Raw genomic sequence first — 19,787 nt, forward strand, 5'->3', positions numbered from 1 at the left:
GGGAAGGATTGGAGCTTCTCGGAATTGCTCTGGCCGTAAGGGCTTGATAAGGTGACGGCATAGATAACGGGACGCTCCTTAAGCGATTACCGGTCTTGAGGAAAGGGGGGATGTAAAGATGAACTACCAGCTTAACGCAGGTAGACGTTCAAAATGGAGGCATATCGTGCAGAATCCTTTTCTATATGTAATGGCTGTACCGGGGCTGTTGTTTTTTCTCGTGTTCAGTTATTTGCCTATATACGGGATTATGATTGCCTTCAAAGACTATGATTTTGCCAAGGGGATCACGGGGAGTGACTGGGTAGGTTTTAGAAATTTTGATTACTTTTTTACATCAGATGACTTCTGGATTATTCTGCGGAACACACTGATGCTCAACGTGCTGTTTATTGTGTTTACGACAGCGGCTGCCGTTCTGATTGCGCTCATGTTCAATGAGATCCGCAATAAGTATTTCAAACGGATCTCGCAGTCGCTTATTTTCCTTCCTTATTTCATGTCATGGATTGTGATCGGAATGATTGTGCAATCCTTATTCGGCGGGGAAGAGCCCATGATTAATGTCTGGCTGCACAATATCGGCATGGAACCGGTCAACTGGATGTTTGAGTCGAAGCTTTGGCCGTATATACTGACTGTGATCCGTGTGTGGCAAGGTGCCGGTTATCTTTCGATCATTTTCCTGGCTTCCATTACGGGAATACCGGAGGATCTGTACGAGGCTGCCCGGATTGACGGAGCATCCAAGCTGCAGATTGTAACCCGCATTACATTGCCGCTGCTGGTGCCGACGATTATGATCATGACGCTGCTGGCCGTAGGCAAAATTTTCAATGGTGACTTTGCGATGATCTATGCGATCATTGGAGACAACTCCATGCTGTATCCGACTACGGACGTTATTGATACCTTTGTCTTCCGCTCGATGAGACAGCTGCACGATTTCGGCATGTCATCGGCTGTAGGTCTGTTCCAGTCCATTATGGGTCTGATCTTCGTCATTGCCGCCAACTGGGTAACCCGGAGGGTATCTAAAGAATCTGCTTTATTCTAGGAGAGTAACTATGAGACAGAAACATAGCGCTGCGGATCGCACCTTTACGGCATTCGCCCATACGTTCATTTTGCTGTTCACTATATTTTGTCTGTTTCCTTTTCTGCTGATGATTGCCGGCTCGTTTACGGATGAGGAGGAGCTGATTGCGCACGGCTACACCTTATTTCCGCAAAAATTATCGCTGGCCGCTTATAAGGCGGTTCTGCAATCCGATGTATTGTTCAATGGCTATGGAGTCACCGTGTTCATTACGGTTGTCGGGGCCTTAAGCGCCCTGTGCATTTCGGCCATGCTCGGCTATTCACTGGCGAATAAACGGAATGTTCTGCAAACGCCTTTTCTGTTATTCTGCTACTTGCCTATGCTCTTCTCGGGAGGCATCATTCCGTTCTATATTGTGGTTAGCCAGTGGCTGCATTTGCAGAATACGATCTGGGTGCTGATTCTGACGATGTTGTGCCAGCCATTCCTCGTCTTCCTGCTGGTTAGCTTCTTCCGCACCATTCCGGAGGAGCTGGAGGAAGCCGCCAGAATAGACGGAGCGAATGAGATGAGAGTGTTCTTCCAGATTATGATTCCGATCTCGAAGCCGATTCTGGCTTCTGTCGGCCTCTTCTATGCATTGAGCTTCTGGAATGACTGGTTCATGGGACTGATGTTCATCGATAATGAGAAATTATTCCCGCTGCAGTTAATTCTGCGCCGGATGGTCTCCAATATGGAGGCGGCCAAGAATCTGATTCCTTCCGGTGCGGCGATTGCAGTGACACCACCGACTTACGGGGTGCGGATGGCGACAACTGTGCTGACCATCGGCCCGATTGTGCTGCTGTATCCGATGCTTCAGAAATATTTTGTCAAAGGTCTAACGGTAGGAGCGGTAAAAGGGTAAGTTATTCAGATTGTGTCCATAGATATGGGAGGGTTATGAGATGAGGGTAAAAAGATGGTTTGGCACGGCAACAACAGCGGTATTGGTATCGTCACTGGTGCTCGCGGGCTGCGGGGGGAATACGAAAAATGAAGGCAATGCTGCGAATCCCCCATCCAGTACAGACAGTGCAGCTCCTGCTGCCAAGGATATTGTGACGCTAAAGGCTTATTTCCCGGGAGATAAACCTGCGGGGTTCGATAATGTGCTGCAGGCGGTTAACGACAAGCTGAAAGCGGATAATATCGGAGCCGCCCTGAATGTCAATTTCATGCCATGGTCCGATTACGGGAATGCGGTATCCGTGAAGATGTCTGCCGGGGAAGAGTTCGATATGTATCTGGATGCTCCTTGGATATCCATGAACCAGATGATTGAGAGTAAATCTTTGATGGAGCTGGATGCGGCAGTGGCTGCACGGCCGGAGCTGAAGGCATCCATTCCGGAGGAAATGTGGGAGTACAACAAGTTCGGCGGCAAAATCATGGGGGTTCCGCTCGGCACCACCCAAGGCCAGCTCTATGGCCTGCTGATCCGCAAGGACTTGCGCGAGAAATACGGGCTTCCCGAGCTGAAAACGCTGGGTGACCTGGAGAAATTCCTGTATGCGGTCAAGGAAAATGAGAAAGACATCAAGCCGTTCGTCATTAACGGAATTAAGGCGGATAAGCTGCCATTCATTCTGAGTGACTCTGCGAATCTGGCGAAGGATGAAGTGCTGGAGATCGGGGTCAACATGTTCTCGTATTCGATCAAGGATAAGAAGGTCATTGGCCAATGGGTGAGTCCGACGATTGCCGATGCCTATGAACGTGTCACCAAATACTATAAGGATGGAATTATCTCCAAGAATATTGCCCAGGAGCAAAATGCGGAAACGCTGTTCAAGCAGGGTAAATATGCGGCGACCTACTATGCAGCCGATGGTGTGGAAGGATTGAAATATTCGGAAATGCTGAAGGATGGCAGCGACAAGCTGGAGATCTTCATTCCGAACGGGGAGCAGGCCAAGCCTTATACGGCTTATCAGCAATGGAACTTCCTCTGTATTCCGACTACTTCCAAGCATTCGGAAGTTACTATGGATGTAATGAACTGGCTGTCGATTAAGGAGAACCATGATCTGATGGAATACGGCATTCAAGGCAAGGACTGGGAGCCTGTCGGCGATTCGAGCTATAAGGTACTGTCCAGCTATACGTTCCCTGGTTATGTGCTGACCTGGCGGCCGACGCTGAACCGTACACCGGACACCATGATGCCAGATGACAAGAAGTGGTTCGACTTCTCGACCCAGACGTCCAATTTCACGCTGAGTCCAATTGCAGGCTTCAACTTCAACGCCGAGAAAGTGAAGACGGAATATGCCAAAATCACTCCGCTGCACGATTCGATCTTCCTGCCGCTTAGCCAAGGCCTGATCCCTGCGGAGGAAGGAAGAAAAACGATGGAGGACAAAATGGCCAGTCTCGGCGGGCAAAAAGTCGTTGATGAAATCCAGGCCCAGATTGATGCCGTCACCTCCGGGAAATAACAACCGTACTTCAAACACAGAAAGAGGTCACTCCAATGAAAATAACACGCAGCGCGCATAATCCGCTGATTGAAGCCGGGGATGTTCCCCCCTCCCGTCCCGATTTCCGGGTGCTGGGTGCGTTCAATGCAGGCGTTGCGCAGTTACAGGATGAGACGATCCTCTTACTGCGCGTGGCCGAAGCGCCAATATCTGACCGGGCGGACGAGGTGCTCGTTCCCCGGCTGAATGAAGCAGGGACGGAGGTGCAGGTCGAGCGGTACGACAAGAACGATCCGGGCTATGATTTCGCTGACTCGCGCTTCGTAGCCAAGGACGGACAGACGGTCATGCTCACCTCCTTATCCCATCTGCGGGTAGCACGAAGCCGGGATGGCATTCATTTCGAGGTGGAGCCGCAGCCGGCCCTGTTCCCGGAGCATCCTCTGGAAGCCTGGGGGATCGAAGATCCGCGTGTGACCCGGATCGGGGACACCTATTACATTACTTACAGCGCGGCCTCCGCGCGCGGTGTCGGTGTCGGGCTGGCGGAGACCAGCGACTTCCGGACCTTCACACGGCGCGGGCTGATGCTGCCTCCCGAGAATAAGGATGTTATGATTTTCCCCGAGAAAATTGGCGGCAAATACTACGCTCTGCATCGTCCGGTGCCGAAGTCATTCGGCGCTCCCGAGATGTGGATCGCGGAATCGCCCGATCTGGACCATTGGGGGAACCACCGCTTCCTGATGGGACTCGGCGAGCAGGGCTGGGACTCGGCCCGTATGGGCGGCGGGGCGGTTCCGATTCGAACCGAACGCGGCTGGCTTGCGCTGTATCATGGCGCGGACAGCAGCCACCGTTATTGTATGGGAGCGGTGCTGCTGGATCTGGAGGACCCGTCCCGGGTCATTGCGAGATCGCGTGTCCCAGTGCTGGAGCCGGAAGCTTCCTATGAGGTGAACGGATTCTTCGGCAAGGTCGTGTTCTCATGCGGAGCCCTGCTGCTGGACCAGACGGTCCGTATGTATTACGGTGCTGCGGACGAAGTGATGGCAGTGGCGGACATTCCCCTGGAGGATATATTAAGTACGCTATGGTAATAAGCTGGAGGCAGTGCAAGCTGCCTTCTTTTATCGGCAAAAAGGAAAGCGCTAACAATATAATGCAGATAGGCAAAGGAGCGCGTACATGACTGTTAACATGCAAAGCAGGATCAAGAGATGGGTATGTCTCGTTATGGTGGGTTTGATGATCTCGACCCTCGGGTTCCACTACCCTGTATCAGCGGATGGATCATCGCAAGAGCTGGCTGAAATGAAGCTGATGAAGCAACGGGTGGTAGACTTCTATATCTCCAAGGATATCATCAATGACGGAACGAACGGCCGGGTCGAATGGACTTTTAAATCACAGGCCGGAACTTACTTATCTAGTCAAAAAGCTAATGGAAGCTGGGCGGATGTAGATTACACCAGTACGGCCTCCAGTGCCAACGGGCGGGCGTGGTCGCCTTATCTTGCCCTGGACCGGATGCAGTCGATGGCTCAGGCTTTTGCGGACCCGAAGAGTCCCTACTATCATAATGAAGCCCTGCTGAAAGGTATTCAAAACGGGCTCGACTATTGGTTCACGGTAAAACCGACTTCAACCAACTGGTGGGAGACCGGCATCGGCAAACAACTGCGGCTTAGCAAAATTGCGCTGCTGTGTGAAGGCTATCTGACTACAGAACAGGCTGCCAATATTGTCGGCACGTTAGACAGCAAACCGAATACGATCGATGGAGCCAACTCGTCCTGGTACAATCAGAACTATATGATCCGCGGCTTATTGCTGGAGGATGCCCAGAATGTCCGCAGCGCCGTAGAGGCGTTCAACGTGCTCTCGGCGGTGACGGAGACGCTAACGGGAATCCAGTCTGACATGTCCTTTTTCATGCATGGGAAGACGAATTACACCACGGGCTATGGACGAAGCTTTGCCAGAGATATGTCCTTCTGGGCTTATGTGGTCTCGGGCACCAGCTTCGCCTACAGCCAGGCAGCTATTGACTCCTTATCCTCCTATCTGCTGGATGGGACCAGATATCTGGTGAGAGGCGATGTGGCCGATCTGGGGATGGGGATGAACGGGCCGGAGTGGCCGGATTATGAGAGCTCTGCGCTGACCTTCTATGAAGATCCACTCCAGTGGATGCAGGCGGCCAATCCGAAGCGGGCGGATGAGTTCGCCGTTTTCCTGGATAATATCCGCAACATCGGCACGGTCAAGAGCAATGGACTGGATGCGAATAATATGACGCAATGGCAGACACTGGTCTCCTCTCATATGCGGAAGGATTACGGAATCACGGTCAAGATGTCGTCCAGTACAGTCAAGGGCGGCGAATTTAGAACTATTAACCCAAACGGATACAATCTGCTCTACTGGACTCCGCAAGGCGCTACGGCCATCCAGAGAACCGGAGATGAGTACAGAACCGTGTACCCGCTGATGGACTGGACTCATGTTCCGGGGACTACAGCTCCCAACGTATTCACGAAGGAGAATAATTTCAACAACCCGAAGACGTTTGTAGGCGGCGTAACCAATGAGCGTTATGGAGCCACTGCATTTGATTTCAATAAGCTGAGTACCAGCGGGAAAAAGGGATACTTTTTCTTCGACGATGAAATGGTCGCGCTGGGCGCAGGGATCACTTCGACGAATGCTGCACCGGTCCATACCACGCTGAACCAGAGTCTGGCCGTAGGCGATGTGCTCGTAGACGGCAAAGTCGTTACAGACGAAACGTCGAAGGTGAACGGACGCTGGGCCTATAACGATAACACCGGTTATGTGTTCCCGGATAAGACGGATTTCCAGGTGAAGCAGGAGACGAAGACCGGGAAATGGAGCGATGTCGTTTCCGGCAGCTCAACGGAGCCAATCACAAAGCCGGTGTTCTCAATGTGGCTGGATCATGGAGTGAAGCCGGTCAATGCCTCCTACCAATACATCGTATTGCCGGGTAAAACCGCTGCGGAGGTTGGCAGCTATGCGGAAGCAAGCCCGATTAGTATTCTCGCGAATACACCGTCCGTGCAGGCGGTCCGGCACCGTTCCCTTGGCATTGCGGAAATGCTGTTCTATCAGCCGGGTACGGTGACGCTAAGAGAAGGACTGACTGTTACCGTAGATAAACCGTCGATGGTAATTGTTGATGAATCCGCGGACCCTGTCCGCATCTCGGTGGCGAATCCCGAAACGCCGGGGATTACCGTGAATGTAACGCTGAACCGGAACGGAGACCAGACTACGACCACGTACAGACTCGGTAAAGATACATTTACCGGCCGGAGTGAGACGCTGAGCGAGGGAGCTTCCATCGACGACAGCGGGTATGATCTGGCTTACAGTAAAGGTGCGGCCGCTTCCTCTAGCGTAGGCAAGCAATTTGCTTCCAATGCTAACGATCTGTATAGAACCTCCAGCTGGAGTTCTAACGCTTCAGACAACGAATGGATTTATGTTGATCTGCAGGACCAGTATATGATTAATAAGGTTAGACTGCATTGGGAGAAGGCATACGGCAAAAGCTATAAAATCCAAGTATCCGATGATGGGGACACCTGGAAGGATGTTTATGCGACCTCGATGGGAGATGGGGGAATCGACGACATTGCTTTCGGTAAAACCAGTGCCAGATTCGTCCGCATGCAGGGCGTTCAGCAGGGAACTGGGGACGGCTACTCGCTTGCTGAATTTAATGTGTATGAAGCACTGGCCCTCAACCTTGCGGAAGGTAAAACCGTGATTGCAAGCTCATCCAAAGCCGCCGATGTGGCAGTGGGAAATGCGGTAGACGGCTCATTGACGACCCGCTGGGGGTCCAACTATGCCGATCCGCAGTGGATTTACGTCGATCTTGGCGCTAGCCAGCCCATTTCCAAGGTTATGCTGCACTGGGAAAGCTCCTATGGGAAGGAATACCGGATTGAAGTCTCCGATACCATGGAGGACTGGAAGACTGTATACAGTACCGCGAATGGAGACGGTGAAATTGACGAGATCTCCGTAGGTCCGGTGAATGCCAGATATGTCCGGATGTATGGAACTCAGAGAGCATCCAAGTACGGATACTCGCTCTGGGAATTCAAAGTGTTCGGACCAGAGACGCAGCAAAGCGTTCCTGCCCGGATGGAGCTTGAGGCAACGCCATCCGTAACAGTGGGAGGCCGCATGTCCGTTACGGGAACTGTGTACGGCGACGGCGAACTTCCGGTTCCGGGTGTAGAGGTTGAACTCACAGCCGCCAAGGGGAGCCTTGAGCCTGCAAAAGTAACTACAGATGTGTACGGCAAGTTCAGTACGGTATTTACCGCACCATCCGTACCCGGAGAGGTATCCATCTCAGCTATCTTGCCTGCGAGTCCATCCGTGACAGACATGATTACCGTGTACGTAGAAGAAGAGACTGCGCCTGTATCTGCCCGGATTGAACTTGGGGCCACGCCATCCTCTGTATCTGCTGGAGGCAAAGTGTCGGTTACGGGAACCGTCTATGACGGTGAAGAGCTTCCGTTAGCGGGCGCTGGGGTCGAGATTACGGCAGCCTCAGGCAGCTTCGAACCTGCTCTTGCCATAACGGATGAGAACGGGCGGTTCAGCACCGTCTTTACGGCACCATCCGCAGCCGGGGATGTCGTAATTACGGCTGTACTGACCGGCAATCCTTCCGTGACGAATACGGTTACCGTATCCGTGAGCAAGGCCATACCAGTCCCTGCACTTATTGAACTTCAGGCGGCACCGTCTGCCGTGAATACCGGAGATGAAGTATCTATCACAGGAATTGTCTCAGGTAGTGACCATCTTGCGGTTTCCGGCGTGGAGGTCGAGCTTGCGGCAGCCTCGGGCAACCTTGAGCCTGCTCATGCTGTAACGGATGTGAACGGCCGGTTTAGCGCGGTCTTTACCGCACCGTCCACACCTGGAGAAGTGGCGATTACAGCGGTGCTCAGCGCGTATCCGTCCATTACGGGCAGAATTAATGTTTCGGTAAACGAGCGTTCGGGCGGCGGAAACGGAGGCGATCCCGGAGGAGAAGCACCAGCGACTCCGCCAGTAACAGTACCGCCGGTTATTGTGGGAACGCCTAGCAAGCCGGACGAGAGTCCGCAAGCCCCGGCTACTCCGGTCCCTGGTCCATCCCTCACCGATATTGCCGGTCATTGGGCCGAGGCCAGTATCCGGGAAGCCGTTAAGCAGGGGATCATTACAGGATATCCGAACGGCTCGTTCCAGCCTAACCGTAACGTGACCCGTGCTGAATTCACGGTGATGCTGGCGAATGCGCTGAAGCTTCAGAACGCAGAAGCAGCGTTGTCCTTCAAGGATAGTGACCGGATTGGACCGTGGGCCAAGGCAGCTATTGCGCGTGCAGTATCCCTGGGAATCATCCAGGGGGATAACAACAGCAATTTCCGCCCGGATGCGCCTGTAACCAGAGCGGAAATGGCTGTCATGCTGGCAAGAGCATTACGCCTTGCTCCCGCTGCGCATTCCGCTGGATTCGCGGATGACCGCGATATCCCGGCCTGGGCAGTTGGAGCAGCAGCCGAGATGAAGAAGTCAGGATTGATGCAGGGTAAGGGCAACAACAACTTCTTCCCGAAGGATGCCGCGACGCGGGCAGAGACGGTAACGGTTCTGCTCAGAATGCTGGCAGCTAAGTAAACATAACCAACCTTTCATTTGTATACGTTAGAACGGCAAAGCAGCGATTCTCCTGTTCTTAAGGAATCGCTGCTTTGTATTTTTGGCCAAAATATAAGAATGTATATGTTTCACGCTATACATTATCCTTCTATTTCCCGCTGAAGCGGTACCTTCCTTAACAGGACGGCAAAGCAGTTTCCACTTGTGTAATCGGCTATGATCATAAGGAGATCAGTGAAAACCAGTACACTTATGCTATAATTTAATAAAGTATTTTTATGCTTAGAGAAAATTGGATAAAGGATGCATTGACCAACCATGTATGAGAATCAGACTTCTATGCACCACAAGCTCTTTATTATCGGCGCAGGTGCTGCCGGACTAATGGCCGCTGTTACTGCGAGTGATATGGGGATCGATACTGCCATTCTGGAGAGTAACGACCGGATTGGCAAGAAGATCTTAATGACAGGCGATGGCCGCTGCAATATTACCAATGAATCCACTGTGACCGCTGAGGATGAAGCAGCCGCTTTATCGCGCAAGTATCACAGTAATCAATCCGGATTTCCGCTTGCGGTAGTGCAGCAATATGGCGTCAGCCAGACGATTGATTTTTTCTCCTTTCTTGGGCTTCCGCTTACAAGACTGAAGGGGGGCTTGATGTATCCGATGTCGCTGCAGGCAGCGGCGGTACTGGATATTTTCCAGCTGGCGCTAGAGGATCGGAATGTTCCCGTATACCTTAAGAATAAAGTGGTGGATGTTACAGTCTCGGCAGAGCATCCGCGCTTCACGATAAAATGCCAAACGGAGACAGAGGAAGAGGTTGTTTATACCAGCGACTATCTGCTTCTATCTACGGGGGGCAATACCGGTCCCAATGCAGGAAAAGAGCCTCCCGGTTATACCCTTGCCGAACGTCTGGGGCACACCCTGATTGAGCCTTTCCCGGCTATTGTGCAATTGAAGCTGCAATATCCGAATATGAGGGCACTGTCCAGTATCAAATCTCAGGGACAAGCTCATATCATTGTAAAGGGTAAAGTCATCGGCAGTGAACAGGGTGAGCTGGCCTTCACAGACTATGGTATTACCGGTCCGCCCATTCTCCAGCTAAGCAGGAAAGCTGCGTATCATCTGGCAAGAGGAGAACAGGTGAAACTATCGGTGGATCTGATGCCGGGCCGCTCGGAGGAAGAGCTAGTAGAGTTTCTGGAAAAGCTCTGGGAGAGCTTTGGGCACCGGACCGTGGCGGATTCCCTCGTGGGCATCTTCAACAAGAAGCTTGTTACTGTCCTGCTTAAGGAGACGGGCTTAGATCAACAGCCACAGCTTCTTTGCCAGAATCTTCCGACGAGAATTAAAGAGAATTTTTATCGGCTCTTGAAGCGTTGGGAATTCAAAGTGACGGATACCAATGGCTTTACGAATGCGCAGGTGACAGCCGGCGGCATTGATACGTCCGAACTTACCCGGGGAACGCTGGAATCCAAGCGGGTGCCCGGGCTGTATTTGGCTGGCGAAGTGATGGATGTGGACGGAGATTTCGGCGGCTATAACCTGCAATGGGCCTGGAGTTCCGGATATGTGGCCGCCATGGCGATAGCTAAGTCCATTCAATAAATTTATAGGAAAAGGGATGCATCAATTAACATGTATAAGGATCAGACTTCTAAGCACCACGAGCTGTTCATTATCGGTGGGGGTGCTGCAGGTCTAATGGCTGCAGTTACAGCGAGGGATCAAGGTATTGATACAGCCATTATTGAAAGCAATGACCGGCTCGGGAAGAAAATAATAACGACAGGTAACGGGCGTTGCAACATTACGAACCAATCTACCGCCACCGGTACGGATGAAGCGGCCGCTTTATCAATTAAGTATCACAGCAATCAGGCAGGATTCCCAATACATGTACTGCGGCAATTCGGTGTCCGCCAGACGATCGAATTTTTCTCCACGCTCGGGCTTCCTTTTATGAGCTTGGAGAATGGACGGATGTATCCGATGTCGCTGCAGGCGGCTTCGGTGCCGGGGGTGTTTAAGCTGGCGCTGGAGGACCGGAATGTTCCTGTATATTATAAACATAAAGTGCTCGATGTGACCGTTTCGGCGGGACATCCGCGGTTCGCGATAACCTGCCAGACGGAGACGGAGGAACAGGTTGTGTATACCAGCAACTTTCTTTTTCTATGTACCGGTGGCCTTACCGCTCCCAAAACAGGAACAGACGGCTCCGGGTATACGCTTGCCCAGCGTCTGGGACACACCATGATCCACCCGGTGCCAGGCATTGTACAATTGAAGCTGGATTATCCGTATTTGAAGGAACTGTCGGGCATCAAATTTGAGGGAGAAGCCCATGTGATCGTGAACAATGAGGTTATCCGCACAGAGTCTGGGGAGATTCTTTTTACGGACTATGGGATCTCGGGCCCGCCCATCCTTCAGCTAAGCAGAAAGGCTGCGTATAATCTCGGCATAGGAGAATCCGTGACCCTGTCGGTTGATTTGATGCCGGAGCGCACGGAGGAAGAGTTAATTGATTTTCTGGAGATCCACTGGGGGATCTTCGGACACCGGACAGTTGCCGATTCCTTCGTGGGCATCGTCAGCAAGAAGCTGATTCCTGTGCTGCTGAAGGAGGCTGGAATTGATCAACAATTGCATCTGCTGTGTCAGGATCTAACATGGAAAACCAAGAAAATATTCTATAAACTATTGAAGCGTTGGGAATTTAAAATCACCGATACCAACAGCTTCACGAACGCCCAAACCACAGCCGGTGGCATCGATACGACCGAGCTCATCGAAGGAACGCTGGAGTCTAAGCTGGTGCCTGGGCTCTATTTAGCCGGTGAGGTGATGGATGTAGACGGCGATTGCGGCGGCTATAACCTGCAATGGGCCTGGAGCTCCGGATACGTCGCCGCGATGGCGCTTGCTGCTCAGCGTGCCCGGACCACGTAAGGGGATAGAGAGTGATGCAGTACCAGTGAAGACACCCTTAGGGGTGTCTTTTTTCAAACTTTAATTTATATGTTTCACACGATACAGGAACGCTCATTTGATTGTGGATGTGTCTCTACTGCAAGTGATGATATGCTAAGATATAAGTGAACCTGCCATTCCATTATCTTGAAGGGGATGTCACCAATTGCCGATAGGATCTAAGAACTTGTCCATTAAACAAAGGTTTGTAGAAGCGCTTATGAATGAATCACTTGTGGATCTGCAGTCCATCCCGAAAAGCGATTTGCATAACCACGCCGGACGCGGAGGGACCATTCGATATATTAGCGAGTGGGCGCATGTTGACATAGAGCCGCCGGCGGAACCGTTCCGATCGTTGTACGACATGCAGCAATGGTTTGTTGAATCTGTGAAACGACATTGCCCTGGTATTCAAGGCTATTTGAAACGGATTGAAGCTTCCTTTGTGCAGGCGGCCGACGACCATATCGAGAGATTGGCATTAAGCTTTGGGGTGGATGAGGTGGATACCTTGGGAGGAATGGAGCCATTCATGCAGATCATGAATGAATATCATCGCCGGTTTGCTCCTGCAACACAGTTTCTCCCGGAGCTGGCTTTGGATCGTGCCTGCAATGTAGATGAAGTGTATAACCAGTTAGATGAAATATTGGCTTTCCGCTGGTTTCGCTCTATCGATATTTGTAATGATGAATTTGCTCAGCCGATTACGTCTTTTAAGTCTATTTACCAAGCCGCGAATGCGGCGGGGCTGGCGCTCAAGGCTCATGTGGGGGAGTTCGGAACCGCAGATGATGTTATGAAAGCTGTGGAGGAGCTCGGGCTTCATGAGGTTCACCATGGAATTGCAGCCGTCCGTTCGCCTCAAATTATGAGCTGGCTTTCTGCTCACCATATTCAACTGAATGTCTGTCCTACTAGTAATATTATGCTTGGTGTAGCGGAGAACTACGGCAGCCATCCTATTCGGAAGCTGTATGATTATGGGGTACCTGTGACGATTAACACGGATGATTTGCTGATCTTTAATCAAAGCGTTTCTCAGGAATACATGAATCTGTATCAAGCGGGATTAATGACAGCAGAAGAGCTGAACGAGATCCGTATGAGAGGACTTGGGAGCAGATGATGGGGGGGAGAGTGAATGAAGAGTATGCATAAAAAGAAAGGCAGCATTCCTCTATTGCCTGAACAGGTTCGGCCGGAGGTCTTGGAGGCGTTCCTCGATGTATTTGAAGAGGATCTGGACATTCTTGTAGATCTAAGGGATCGTTGATAGGAATAGTAGCTCATCAGATCTAAACGTGTGAGAATTACTTTAACTAATGGCTTGCTGAGGGTTTACCGCGCCCCGATTAGGGTGCAAGGGGTAGGCTTAATTGCAATTCGTACAGGCCTGTTGATTAGCTAAATTATGGGAATGCAAGATCATTAGCGAAAAAGGTAATCCATTCTACGGGTAAACATTGCAGCGTAAATAAGCGGTCAAAGTCGGCAAACGTTAGTTTTGCGCTCCAATGCACCCCTGCATTCCCTTCGTCAAACAGGAATTTTAATAACACATAAACCAGTAGAGCCGTATATAACTGGCCGTACACAGCGTTTGGTGTGGTCCCAAATAAGGTTGGAATGTTTAAGTGCTGCTTAATCCAGCGAAAAAACACTTCAATCTGCCACCGCTTTTTGTAGATTTCTGCAATCCGCTCGGCGGAGTGCCAGTGCAGATTCGTAGCAAGGATCACCGGATTGCCTTGCGGATCTCTTAGGATCACCACGCGAAAACGATTTTTGGAAAGCCCTTGTTTTTTTCCCAATTGGCAGGTGAAATCTTGTTCGAGTGTTCCCGTGAAGGGTTCGCTTCGCGTTCGGGAGACCGGGGAGTGAAAGAGCGTGTTGTCCCGAAGCCGAATAACAAAGAATTGGTGCCGCTCCAGATAGTCATCGAATCGTTTGTAACCGCTATACGCCCGATCAGCTACGAGAATAAACCGCTTGTCGGTCACCTCGGGACAGCTTTTGAAATCATGGGAATTCCCTGTGGTCTCGGTCACCTTATGGAGCCGGCCTTCATCGGCCACTACCGACACGTGCAATTTAATTCCCGCTCGTTCGCCTTTCAGCAGAGCCCAAGGAAGCCGCCCTTTACCCACGGTAATTTTAGTGGAATCGACGAGCAATAACGCTTTGGGAATCCCTAAATGTCTTCGGGTCGAGCGATTACACCGATCGATCATGAGGTTCAGCAGTTGCTTAAAAAGCTCGAAGGGAACCTTCTTCGCTTTTTTCGAGAGCGTAGAATGGTCTACGGGTCTGAGGCTGCTTGAAACCATGCGTACTTCACCATCCCGATACCCCTTCCACTGCTGGAACGAAGCCTCCGCCAAGAACAAGAAGAGGTCATAGACGGTGAATTTCCTTGCTTTATCGACATATTCAAGTTCTTGAAGAAACGGTGAGAGTTTCTCTTCGGGAATCACCGATTGCAGAATGTTCGAGATTGAAGTAGACTTTTTCATGAGGTCGCCTCATTTCGGATGTTTGTAGGGGTACAAACACTTTACCGAATGAGCGGCCTTTTTTCTACCTTTTTTTAGCTAATCAACAGGCTTGCAATTCGTACAACTAAATCGTCCGATGTGCCGCCAAATCTCCGTTTAGATGTAGTTCGTGCAATTAAAATGCCCCTATACCTGGATTTTCGCCCATCCGGGCAAATTTAGTTGTACAGACTACAATTAGAAGAGGCAGTCCACCCGTTTTACTGTTTTTAGTTGTATAGAATACACTTACCCCTGTTTTTTCGCTACGAATGCAGCTTCATCCCTTACCACATTTATGGAATGAAGTCACTTGTTTAAAGCTGATGCTGTACTAGATAAAGGTGAGGTGTCCAAATGGAAGATGAGCATATCTGGGTTATCTTTGTGGCCGAGCAGACGGGCCGGTTTCCTGACTTTTATCCCATTGGAGTATTTACAGTGCATGACAGGGCTGTCGCAGAAATAGACAAGCTGCCAAAGGATAAGAATTATCAGCTCCTACAGCTGCCTGTTAACCGGATGTTTCCGTATTATCATAAGAAGAGCGGAGAGCTGGTTGGAATGGATGCAATTCATCATGAGCATTTTCATTTCAAAGATTTTGACGATTAAGTTCAACTCAGTCAAGGAGGCCTTATGATATGAGCAGTGCAGCAAATCAGCAGCTGAACGATGGCCCTACAATCCGCAAAGAAAAACGGATAGCTTCAAAAATGATCCGTATTTATTGTAAGAAAAAACATCATGAGAAAGAGCTTTGTGGGGAATGTCAGAGCTTAAATGAGTATGTGATCAAAAGACTGTCCCACTGCAAATTCGGTGAAGAGAAAACGGCTTGTGCAAAGTGTCCGATTCACTGCTATTCACCGGTGTACCGCCAAAAAATCAAGGGGGTTATGCGTTTCTCAGGACCATGGATGCTGCTGTATCATCCGTTAGAATCCATAAGGCATATCCCCATACCGGAGAAGTTAAAAAGACCGCTGTCCCGATAGCAAGCAGCCATCTCCCACGGTTGCCGGGAGAATGGCGCTACAACATCCCCTGCCCCAGCCACTCCCGCTTCAAAATCGCAAACTGCTGGGTATTCTCGTACTTCGGCGTTCCGTCTTCATTCGTGGTGAACGAGATGAACTCCATGAAGCAGCCCTCCTGGCGCATGCCCAGCTTCTCGCAGAGCTTCTGCGATCTGAAATTGTCGTCCTCGACGTAGGCGTAGATGCGTCTGGCTTCCTGCTCCAGGAAAAGATAGCGCAGTAGCGCGCGGGCGCTTTCGCTGGCATAGCCTTTGCCCTCGTAGGCTGGATTGAAATGCCAGCCCACGCTGTAGGTATCCGGCTCTTCTTTCATGCAGAACAGATCGCCAATGATGGCCCCGTTCTCCTTCAGGGTGACAGCCAGGTGGGAGTCGTCCTGACTCCGTTCGCTTGCAATGGCAATGGCCTCCTCTATAGTGGAGATGCGGTCGCTAAGGAAGCAGTTCACACGGGGGTTGGCCAAGTACTCCAGCATCCCCGGTGCATCCGTCTCCTGGAAGTTTCTGATGATTAAGCGGTCGGTAGTGAATTTTTGCATGATGATCCTCCTTAATTAAGTGAGCGTGTTATTTACCGGCAAGCGCATGTGGACGGAATACCTGCCGCCAGTGCTTGTGAACGTGATTTCGCCCTTATGCTGGCTGATGATTTTGTGGCAGGTCTTGAGGCCGATCCCGGTGCTATGGACCTCCTGGGCCTCCGTTTTTATAACATTCGTGATATCCATCAACAGCCAGCGGTCTTCAATCCTATACGCAATCGTTACGGCCGCAGACGTATCGGCATACTTCGTAATGTTGGAGAAAAGGTTGTCGAATACCCGCCTGAAGGAGATCAGGTGAAGCTCCACGCGGAAAGGTACAGGAGCAGACGCCCACTCCACCCGGAAGCCGTGATTCTCCAGCAACATCGACTGCTCATCAATTAACTGATCCATGAGCTGAATCCCATCGTAGGACTCGAACTCCAGATCATTCTCCTCTGTGTTATACACGGTGAAATATTCAAATAGCTTATCTGACAGATGCTTAATCTGATAGGCCTTTTCCCTGCTGTTATGAATGTATTTCGCTAATGCTTCCTGATCCTGATATTTCTTGTATTCAATAATGTCCAGGTAGCCGACCAATGCGGTCAGCGGTGTCCGCAGATCGTGGGACATGGCGGTGACCAGCTCGCTGTTGGCTACTCTGGCCCGCTCCTCGCTCTCCAGGCGCTCGATGAATGACTTCCTCATCTCATTGATGCTCTGGGCCAGCGACGACAGCTCATCCTTCCCCTTCAGCGTAATCGGATAGTCAAGATTCCCGCCCTCCAGAATTTTAATCTCCTTCTCCAGCACGCCGATGTAAGAGGTCTTCTTGTTAATGAAGAACAGCACCAGGACGATGAAGAATAGGAATGACAGAATCACGCCCAGAATCATAATGATGTTGTAATACTTGTATTCAAAAAAATACTCCATATAGACCTGGGCAGTCGTATCCGCAAAGGCAACCGTGGAATACTGGGATTTGCTGAAAATGTTAGGGTCCGGCAGAAATCTCGTATTCTCGGTCTTGATCGTGTACCCGTCCGTAGAGTAGAGAAATTGGTTGTCCTTATAGAGATAGAGGTTCACGTACTTGGCGTTCCGTACCCATTCCGCTACTTTAGCTTCATCCTTAAGCGACAGATGCTGCCCGGAGATATATTCCTTAAGTGCCGGAAGGGCTTGCTCTTCTTGCTTGTGAATGAACGAGCTTCTGGTCCGGTAATGCTCCAGCAGATCTTCGCCTGTGGACTGCAGCAGCAGGAACAGCATGGCAGAAGCCAGGAACGAACCGATCAGGCACAGGATTAATTTCAGTTTCAGCCTGCTCCACCGCAGCTTGTTATTCAATCCGGTACCCCTTTCCCCAGACGGTTTTGATGAACTTGGGATTCTGCGGGTCCTTCTCCAGCTTCATCCGCAGGTTGCGGATATGAACCATCACCGTGTTGTTGCAGCTGTAGAAGTAAGGCTCGCCCCACACACTTTCATACAGATTCTGCGCCGAGAAAATTTTATTGCGGTTACCGGCCATCAGCGCCAGCAGCTTGTACTCAATTTCAGTCAGGGTCAGCTCCTTCCCGTTCATCATTACCTCGTTGACAGCAGGATTAATGCTTAGCCCGTTGAAGGTAATCACATCTGAGGGGGCGGAGGTATCCTCCTTGCCTTTGTACACATAATACCGCCTAAGTAAGGCCTTCACCCGGGATACCAGCTCGGTGTAGGAGAAGGGCTTGGACAGGTAATCGTCGCTTCCGGCTGAGAAGGCCAAGGTTTTATCAGAATCTTGAGTCTTAGCTGTCAGAAATAGGATAGGCGCGCTGGTCAGCTCACGAATCTCCACGCAGGCCTTAATTCCCGACTTCCGGGGCATCATCATGTCCAGAATGATCAGGTCGATGGTATCGTCTACTTTATTCACGGCATCTTCACCGTCAACAGCTTCAATGACATGGTATTGCTCACTCTCCAGCAGCACCCGGACAATCTCCCGGATCTCGTGGTTGTCGTCGGCTATAAGTATAGTCTTCGCAGGATTCATCATTCTTCCATCCCTCTCCTTTCCCGGGCACTCATCGTGCTTACATTATAGATTGTCTATAGCGCTTAAACCACCGGATAACAGGCGACTTAAGAATTCTTAAGGAATTCCATGCCCGGATCTTAAGAATATTCACCTAAGCTGGTAATATCATAAGCCACTGAAGAGAGGGATTCGAAATGGATGGGTTATTACACAAAAAGCGGGCCAGCAAGATTCTCCTCGCTTGCGTAGGCCTTGTGACCGCGATTGTATTCATCAGATACCTGCCGGAGCTTCTGCGTCTGACGATGTCTCTGGATGCCTTCCGGGACTATATCCTTTCTACGGGAAGGCTAGGGCCGGTGATGCTGGTTCTCTTCCAGATTCTCCAGACGGTGATCGCCCCCATACCGGGTGAGGTCGTTCAAATTGCCGGGGGATACATCTATGGGACAACACTAGGGGCGGTCTACGTGACTGGCGGGATGATGCTGGGGGCGATGATTGCCTTCTATTTCACCAGATTCCTGGGCGGGTCTTTCATTGAGAGACTGCTGCAGAAGGACAAGTTCAAGTGGATGCGCGGGATGATGGATAATAACAAATTCTCGGTTTTCCTGTTCATTGTCTTCATTATTCCCGGATTCCCTAAGGATATGTTCATTTATGCAGCGGGATTGACGACAATGAAGCCTCTAAGATTCTTTATGATCCTGCTCATTGCCAGATTTCCGTGGCTTCTGGCCTCCGTGAGCGTTGGAGCTAATATCTACGATAAGAATTATGGACCTACCATCGTCATATCTGCGATCTCAGTCCTGGCCTTTGTCTTGGGATTAATCTATAAGGACAAACTGATTGACAAATTATCTTCCTTCAAAGGTGGCAAAAGCGGACTGTAGCCGCAACATGCAGGAATGATGTCTGTAAGTTGGACATAGAGTGGTACTACAGGAGGCGTTGCATATGGTTATCCAACTTAGTGTTGCTTTGGCTGCGGTTGCTTTTGTATGTCTGGTTGCATTTGTAATTCTTACGCTGCGCAAGGGAATGACCACCCTCGGCGAGACCAACCGGACGCTGGGCGAGGTGAGGAATGCGATTCATGGATTAACGGGAGAAGCGACTCAGCTCATTCACACGGCGAATCAGGTCACCCGGGATGTGAAGGGTAAAATCAAAACAATCGATCCGATCTTCGAATCTGCGCACAATGTGGGCGAAGTCATTCAGACGGTGACTGAGACCTTCAAGAAGAACGCTACCGACATCGGTCAGAGCTTGAACCAGGAGCCTGAGAAGCCTACGGCTTCCGTCAAAAGCAAAAGCGGCCAGATCCGCGTCAATACGAAGTTTCAGTGACCTCAGCACCACCGACAGTGAGCGTCAGTTCAAGGCACCCCGGGCGGGTGTCTTTTTGTGTGCAGGTATCATCTCGCTGCAAAATA

General features: G+C 50.7%; 17 protein-coding genes. 13 read left to right on the forward strand and 4 right to left on the reverse strand.

What is annotated here, in order from left to right; genetic code table 11:
* Positions 1-118: 118 nt before the first annotated feature.
* From MHH28_RS23735 to MHH28_RS23775, 9 genes are all read left to right on the forward strand, one after another.
* Complete coding sequence (locus MHH28_RS23735) at positions 119-1,057, forward strand: ABC transporter permease subunit (protein ID WP_340945582.1); 939 nt, start codon at positions 119-121, stop codon at positions 1,055-1,057.
* A 10-nt stretch (positions 1,058-1,067) separates the two neighbouring features.
* A complete protein-coding gene (locus MHH28_RS23740; RefSeq protein ID WP_340945579.1) occupies positions 1,068-1,952 on the forward strand; it encodes a carbohydrate ABC transporter permease in 885 nt (294 codons plus the stop codon).
* A 40-nt stretch (positions 1,953-1,992) separates the two neighbouring features.
* Positions 1,993-3,525: a DUF3502 domain-containing protein gene (locus MHH28_RS23745; RefSeq protein WP_405106088.1), complete on the forward strand. Its 1,533-nt coding sequence runs from the start codon at positions 1,993-1,995 to the stop codon at positions 3,523-3,525.
* 35 nt (positions 3,526-3,560) lie between these two features.
* Positions 3,561-4,607 carry a glycoside hydrolase family 130 protein gene (locus MHH28_RS23750; RefSeq protein WP_405106090.1) on the forward strand — a complete coding sequence of 349 codons (1,047 nt, stop codon included), beginning with the start codon at positions 3,561-3,563 and terminating at the stop codon, positions 4,605-4,607.
* 88 nt (positions 4,608-4,695) lie between these two features.
* Positions 4,696-9,225, forward strand: a complete 4,530-nt coding sequence (locus MHH28_RS23755; protein ID WP_405106092.1) for a polysaccharide lyase family 8 super-sandwich domain-containing protein — start codon at positions 4,696-4,698, stop codon at positions 9,223-9,225.
* A gap of 300 nt (positions 9,226-9,525) precedes the next feature.
* Entirely contained in the window at positions 9,526-10,833 is a 1,308-nt protein-coding gene (locus MHH28_RS23760) for an aminoacetone oxidase family FAD-binding enzyme (protein ID WP_405106094.1), read from the forward strand.
* A 30-nt stretch (positions 10,834-10,863) separates the two neighbouring features.
* Complete coding sequence (locus tag MHH28_RS23765) at positions 10,864-12,180, forward strand: NAD(P)/FAD-dependent oxidoreductase (RefSeq protein WP_405106096.1); 1,317 nt, start codon at positions 10,864-10,866, stop codon at positions 12,178-12,180.
* Between the two features lie 208 nt (positions 12,181-12,388).
* Complete coding sequence (locus MHH28_RS23770) at positions 12,389-13,333, forward strand: hypothetical protein (RefSeq protein WP_405106098.1); 945 nt, start codon at positions 12,389-12,391, stop codon at positions 13,331-13,333.
* 15 nt (positions 13,334-13,348) lie between these two features.
* Positions 13,349-13,480 carry a hypothetical protein gene (locus MHH28_RS23775; RefSeq protein WP_405106099.1) on the forward strand — a complete coding sequence of 44 codons (132 nt, stop codon included), beginning with the start codon at positions 13,349-13,351 and terminating at the stop codon, positions 13,478-13,480.
* A gap of 136 nt (positions 13,481-13,616) precedes the next feature.
* Here MHH28_RS23775 and MHH28_RS23780 read toward each other — a convergent pair whose 3' ends face one another.
* On the reverse strand, positions 13,617-14,720 hold the full coding sequence (locus MHH28_RS23780) for an IS4 family transposase (RefSeq protein WP_405106101.1): 1,104 nt from the start codon (positions 14,718-14,720) through the stop codon (positions 13,617-13,619).
* A gap of 378 nt (positions 14,721-15,098) precedes the next feature.
* On the opposite strand from MHH28_RS23780, the gene MHH28_RS23785 reads away from it, so the two are divergent.
* Together MHH28_RS23785 and MHH28_RS23790 are read left to right on the forward strand one after the other, a co-directional pair.
* Positions 15,099-15,356: a hypothetical protein gene (locus MHH28_RS23785; protein ID WP_405106103.1), complete on the forward strand. Its 258-nt coding sequence runs from the start codon at positions 15,099-15,101 to the stop codon at positions 15,354-15,356.
* A 29-nt stretch (positions 15,357-15,385) separates the two neighbouring features.
* Positions 15,386-15,739: a nitrous oxide-stimulated promoter family protein gene (locus tag MHH28_RS23790; RefSeq protein WP_405106105.1), complete on the forward strand. Its 354-nt coding sequence runs from the start codon at positions 15,386-15,388 to the stop codon at positions 15,737-15,739.
* Positions 15,740-15,776: 37 nt separating this feature from the next.
* On the opposite strand, the gene MHH28_RS23795 is transcribed toward MHH28_RS23790, so the two are convergent.
* Genes MHH28_RS23795 through MHH28_RS23805 form a run of 3 tightly spaced genes read right to left on the reverse strand, consistent with a single transcriptional unit; the run spans position 15,777 to position 18,360 of the window.
* Complete coding sequence (locus MHH28_RS23795; RefSeq protein ID WP_405106107.1) at positions 15,777-16,319, reverse strand: GNAT family N-acetyltransferase; 543 nt, start codon at positions 16,317-16,319, stop codon at positions 15,777-15,779.
* Between the two features lie 15 nt (positions 16,320-16,334).
* Complete coding sequence (locus tag MHH28_RS23800) at positions 16,335-17,663, reverse strand: histidine kinase dimerization/phospho-acceptor domain-containing protein (protein ID WP_405106109.1); 1,329 nt, start codon at positions 17,661-17,663, stop codon at positions 16,335-16,337.
* Positions 17,656-18,360, reverse strand: coding sequence for a response regulator transcription factor (locus tag MHH28_RS23805; RefSeq protein WP_340945549.1), 705 nt, complete (start codon positions 18,358-18,360; stop codon positions 17,656-17,658). Before MHH28_RS23805 ends, MHH28_RS23800 begins: the two co-directional genes overlap by 8 nt.
* 176 nt (positions 18,361-18,536) lie before the next feature.
* Here MHH28_RS23805 and MHH28_RS23810 point away from each other — a divergent pair, with 176 nt between their 5' ends.
* Both MHH28_RS23810 and MHH28_RS23815 read left to right on the forward strand, forming a co-directional pair.
* Positions 18,537-19,241, forward strand: a complete 705-nt coding sequence (locus MHH28_RS23810; RefSeq protein WP_405106112.1) for a TVP38/TMEM64 family protein — start codon at positions 18,537-18,539, stop codon at positions 19,239-19,241.
* A 64-nt stretch (positions 19,242-19,305) separates the two neighbouring features.
* Positions 19,306-19,701: a DUF948 domain-containing protein gene (locus MHH28_RS23815; RefSeq protein ID WP_405106114.1), complete on the forward strand. Its 396-nt coding sequence runs from the start codon at positions 19,306-19,308 to the stop codon at positions 19,699-19,701.
* Positions 19,702-19,787 lie beyond the last annotated feature (86 nt).

Origin of the sequence: Paenibacillus sp. FSL K6-1217 (genome assembly GCF_045040735.1) — a bacterium.
Classification (GTDB): Bacteria; Bacillota; Bacilli; order Paenibacillales; family Paenibacillaceae; genus Paenibacillus_AQ.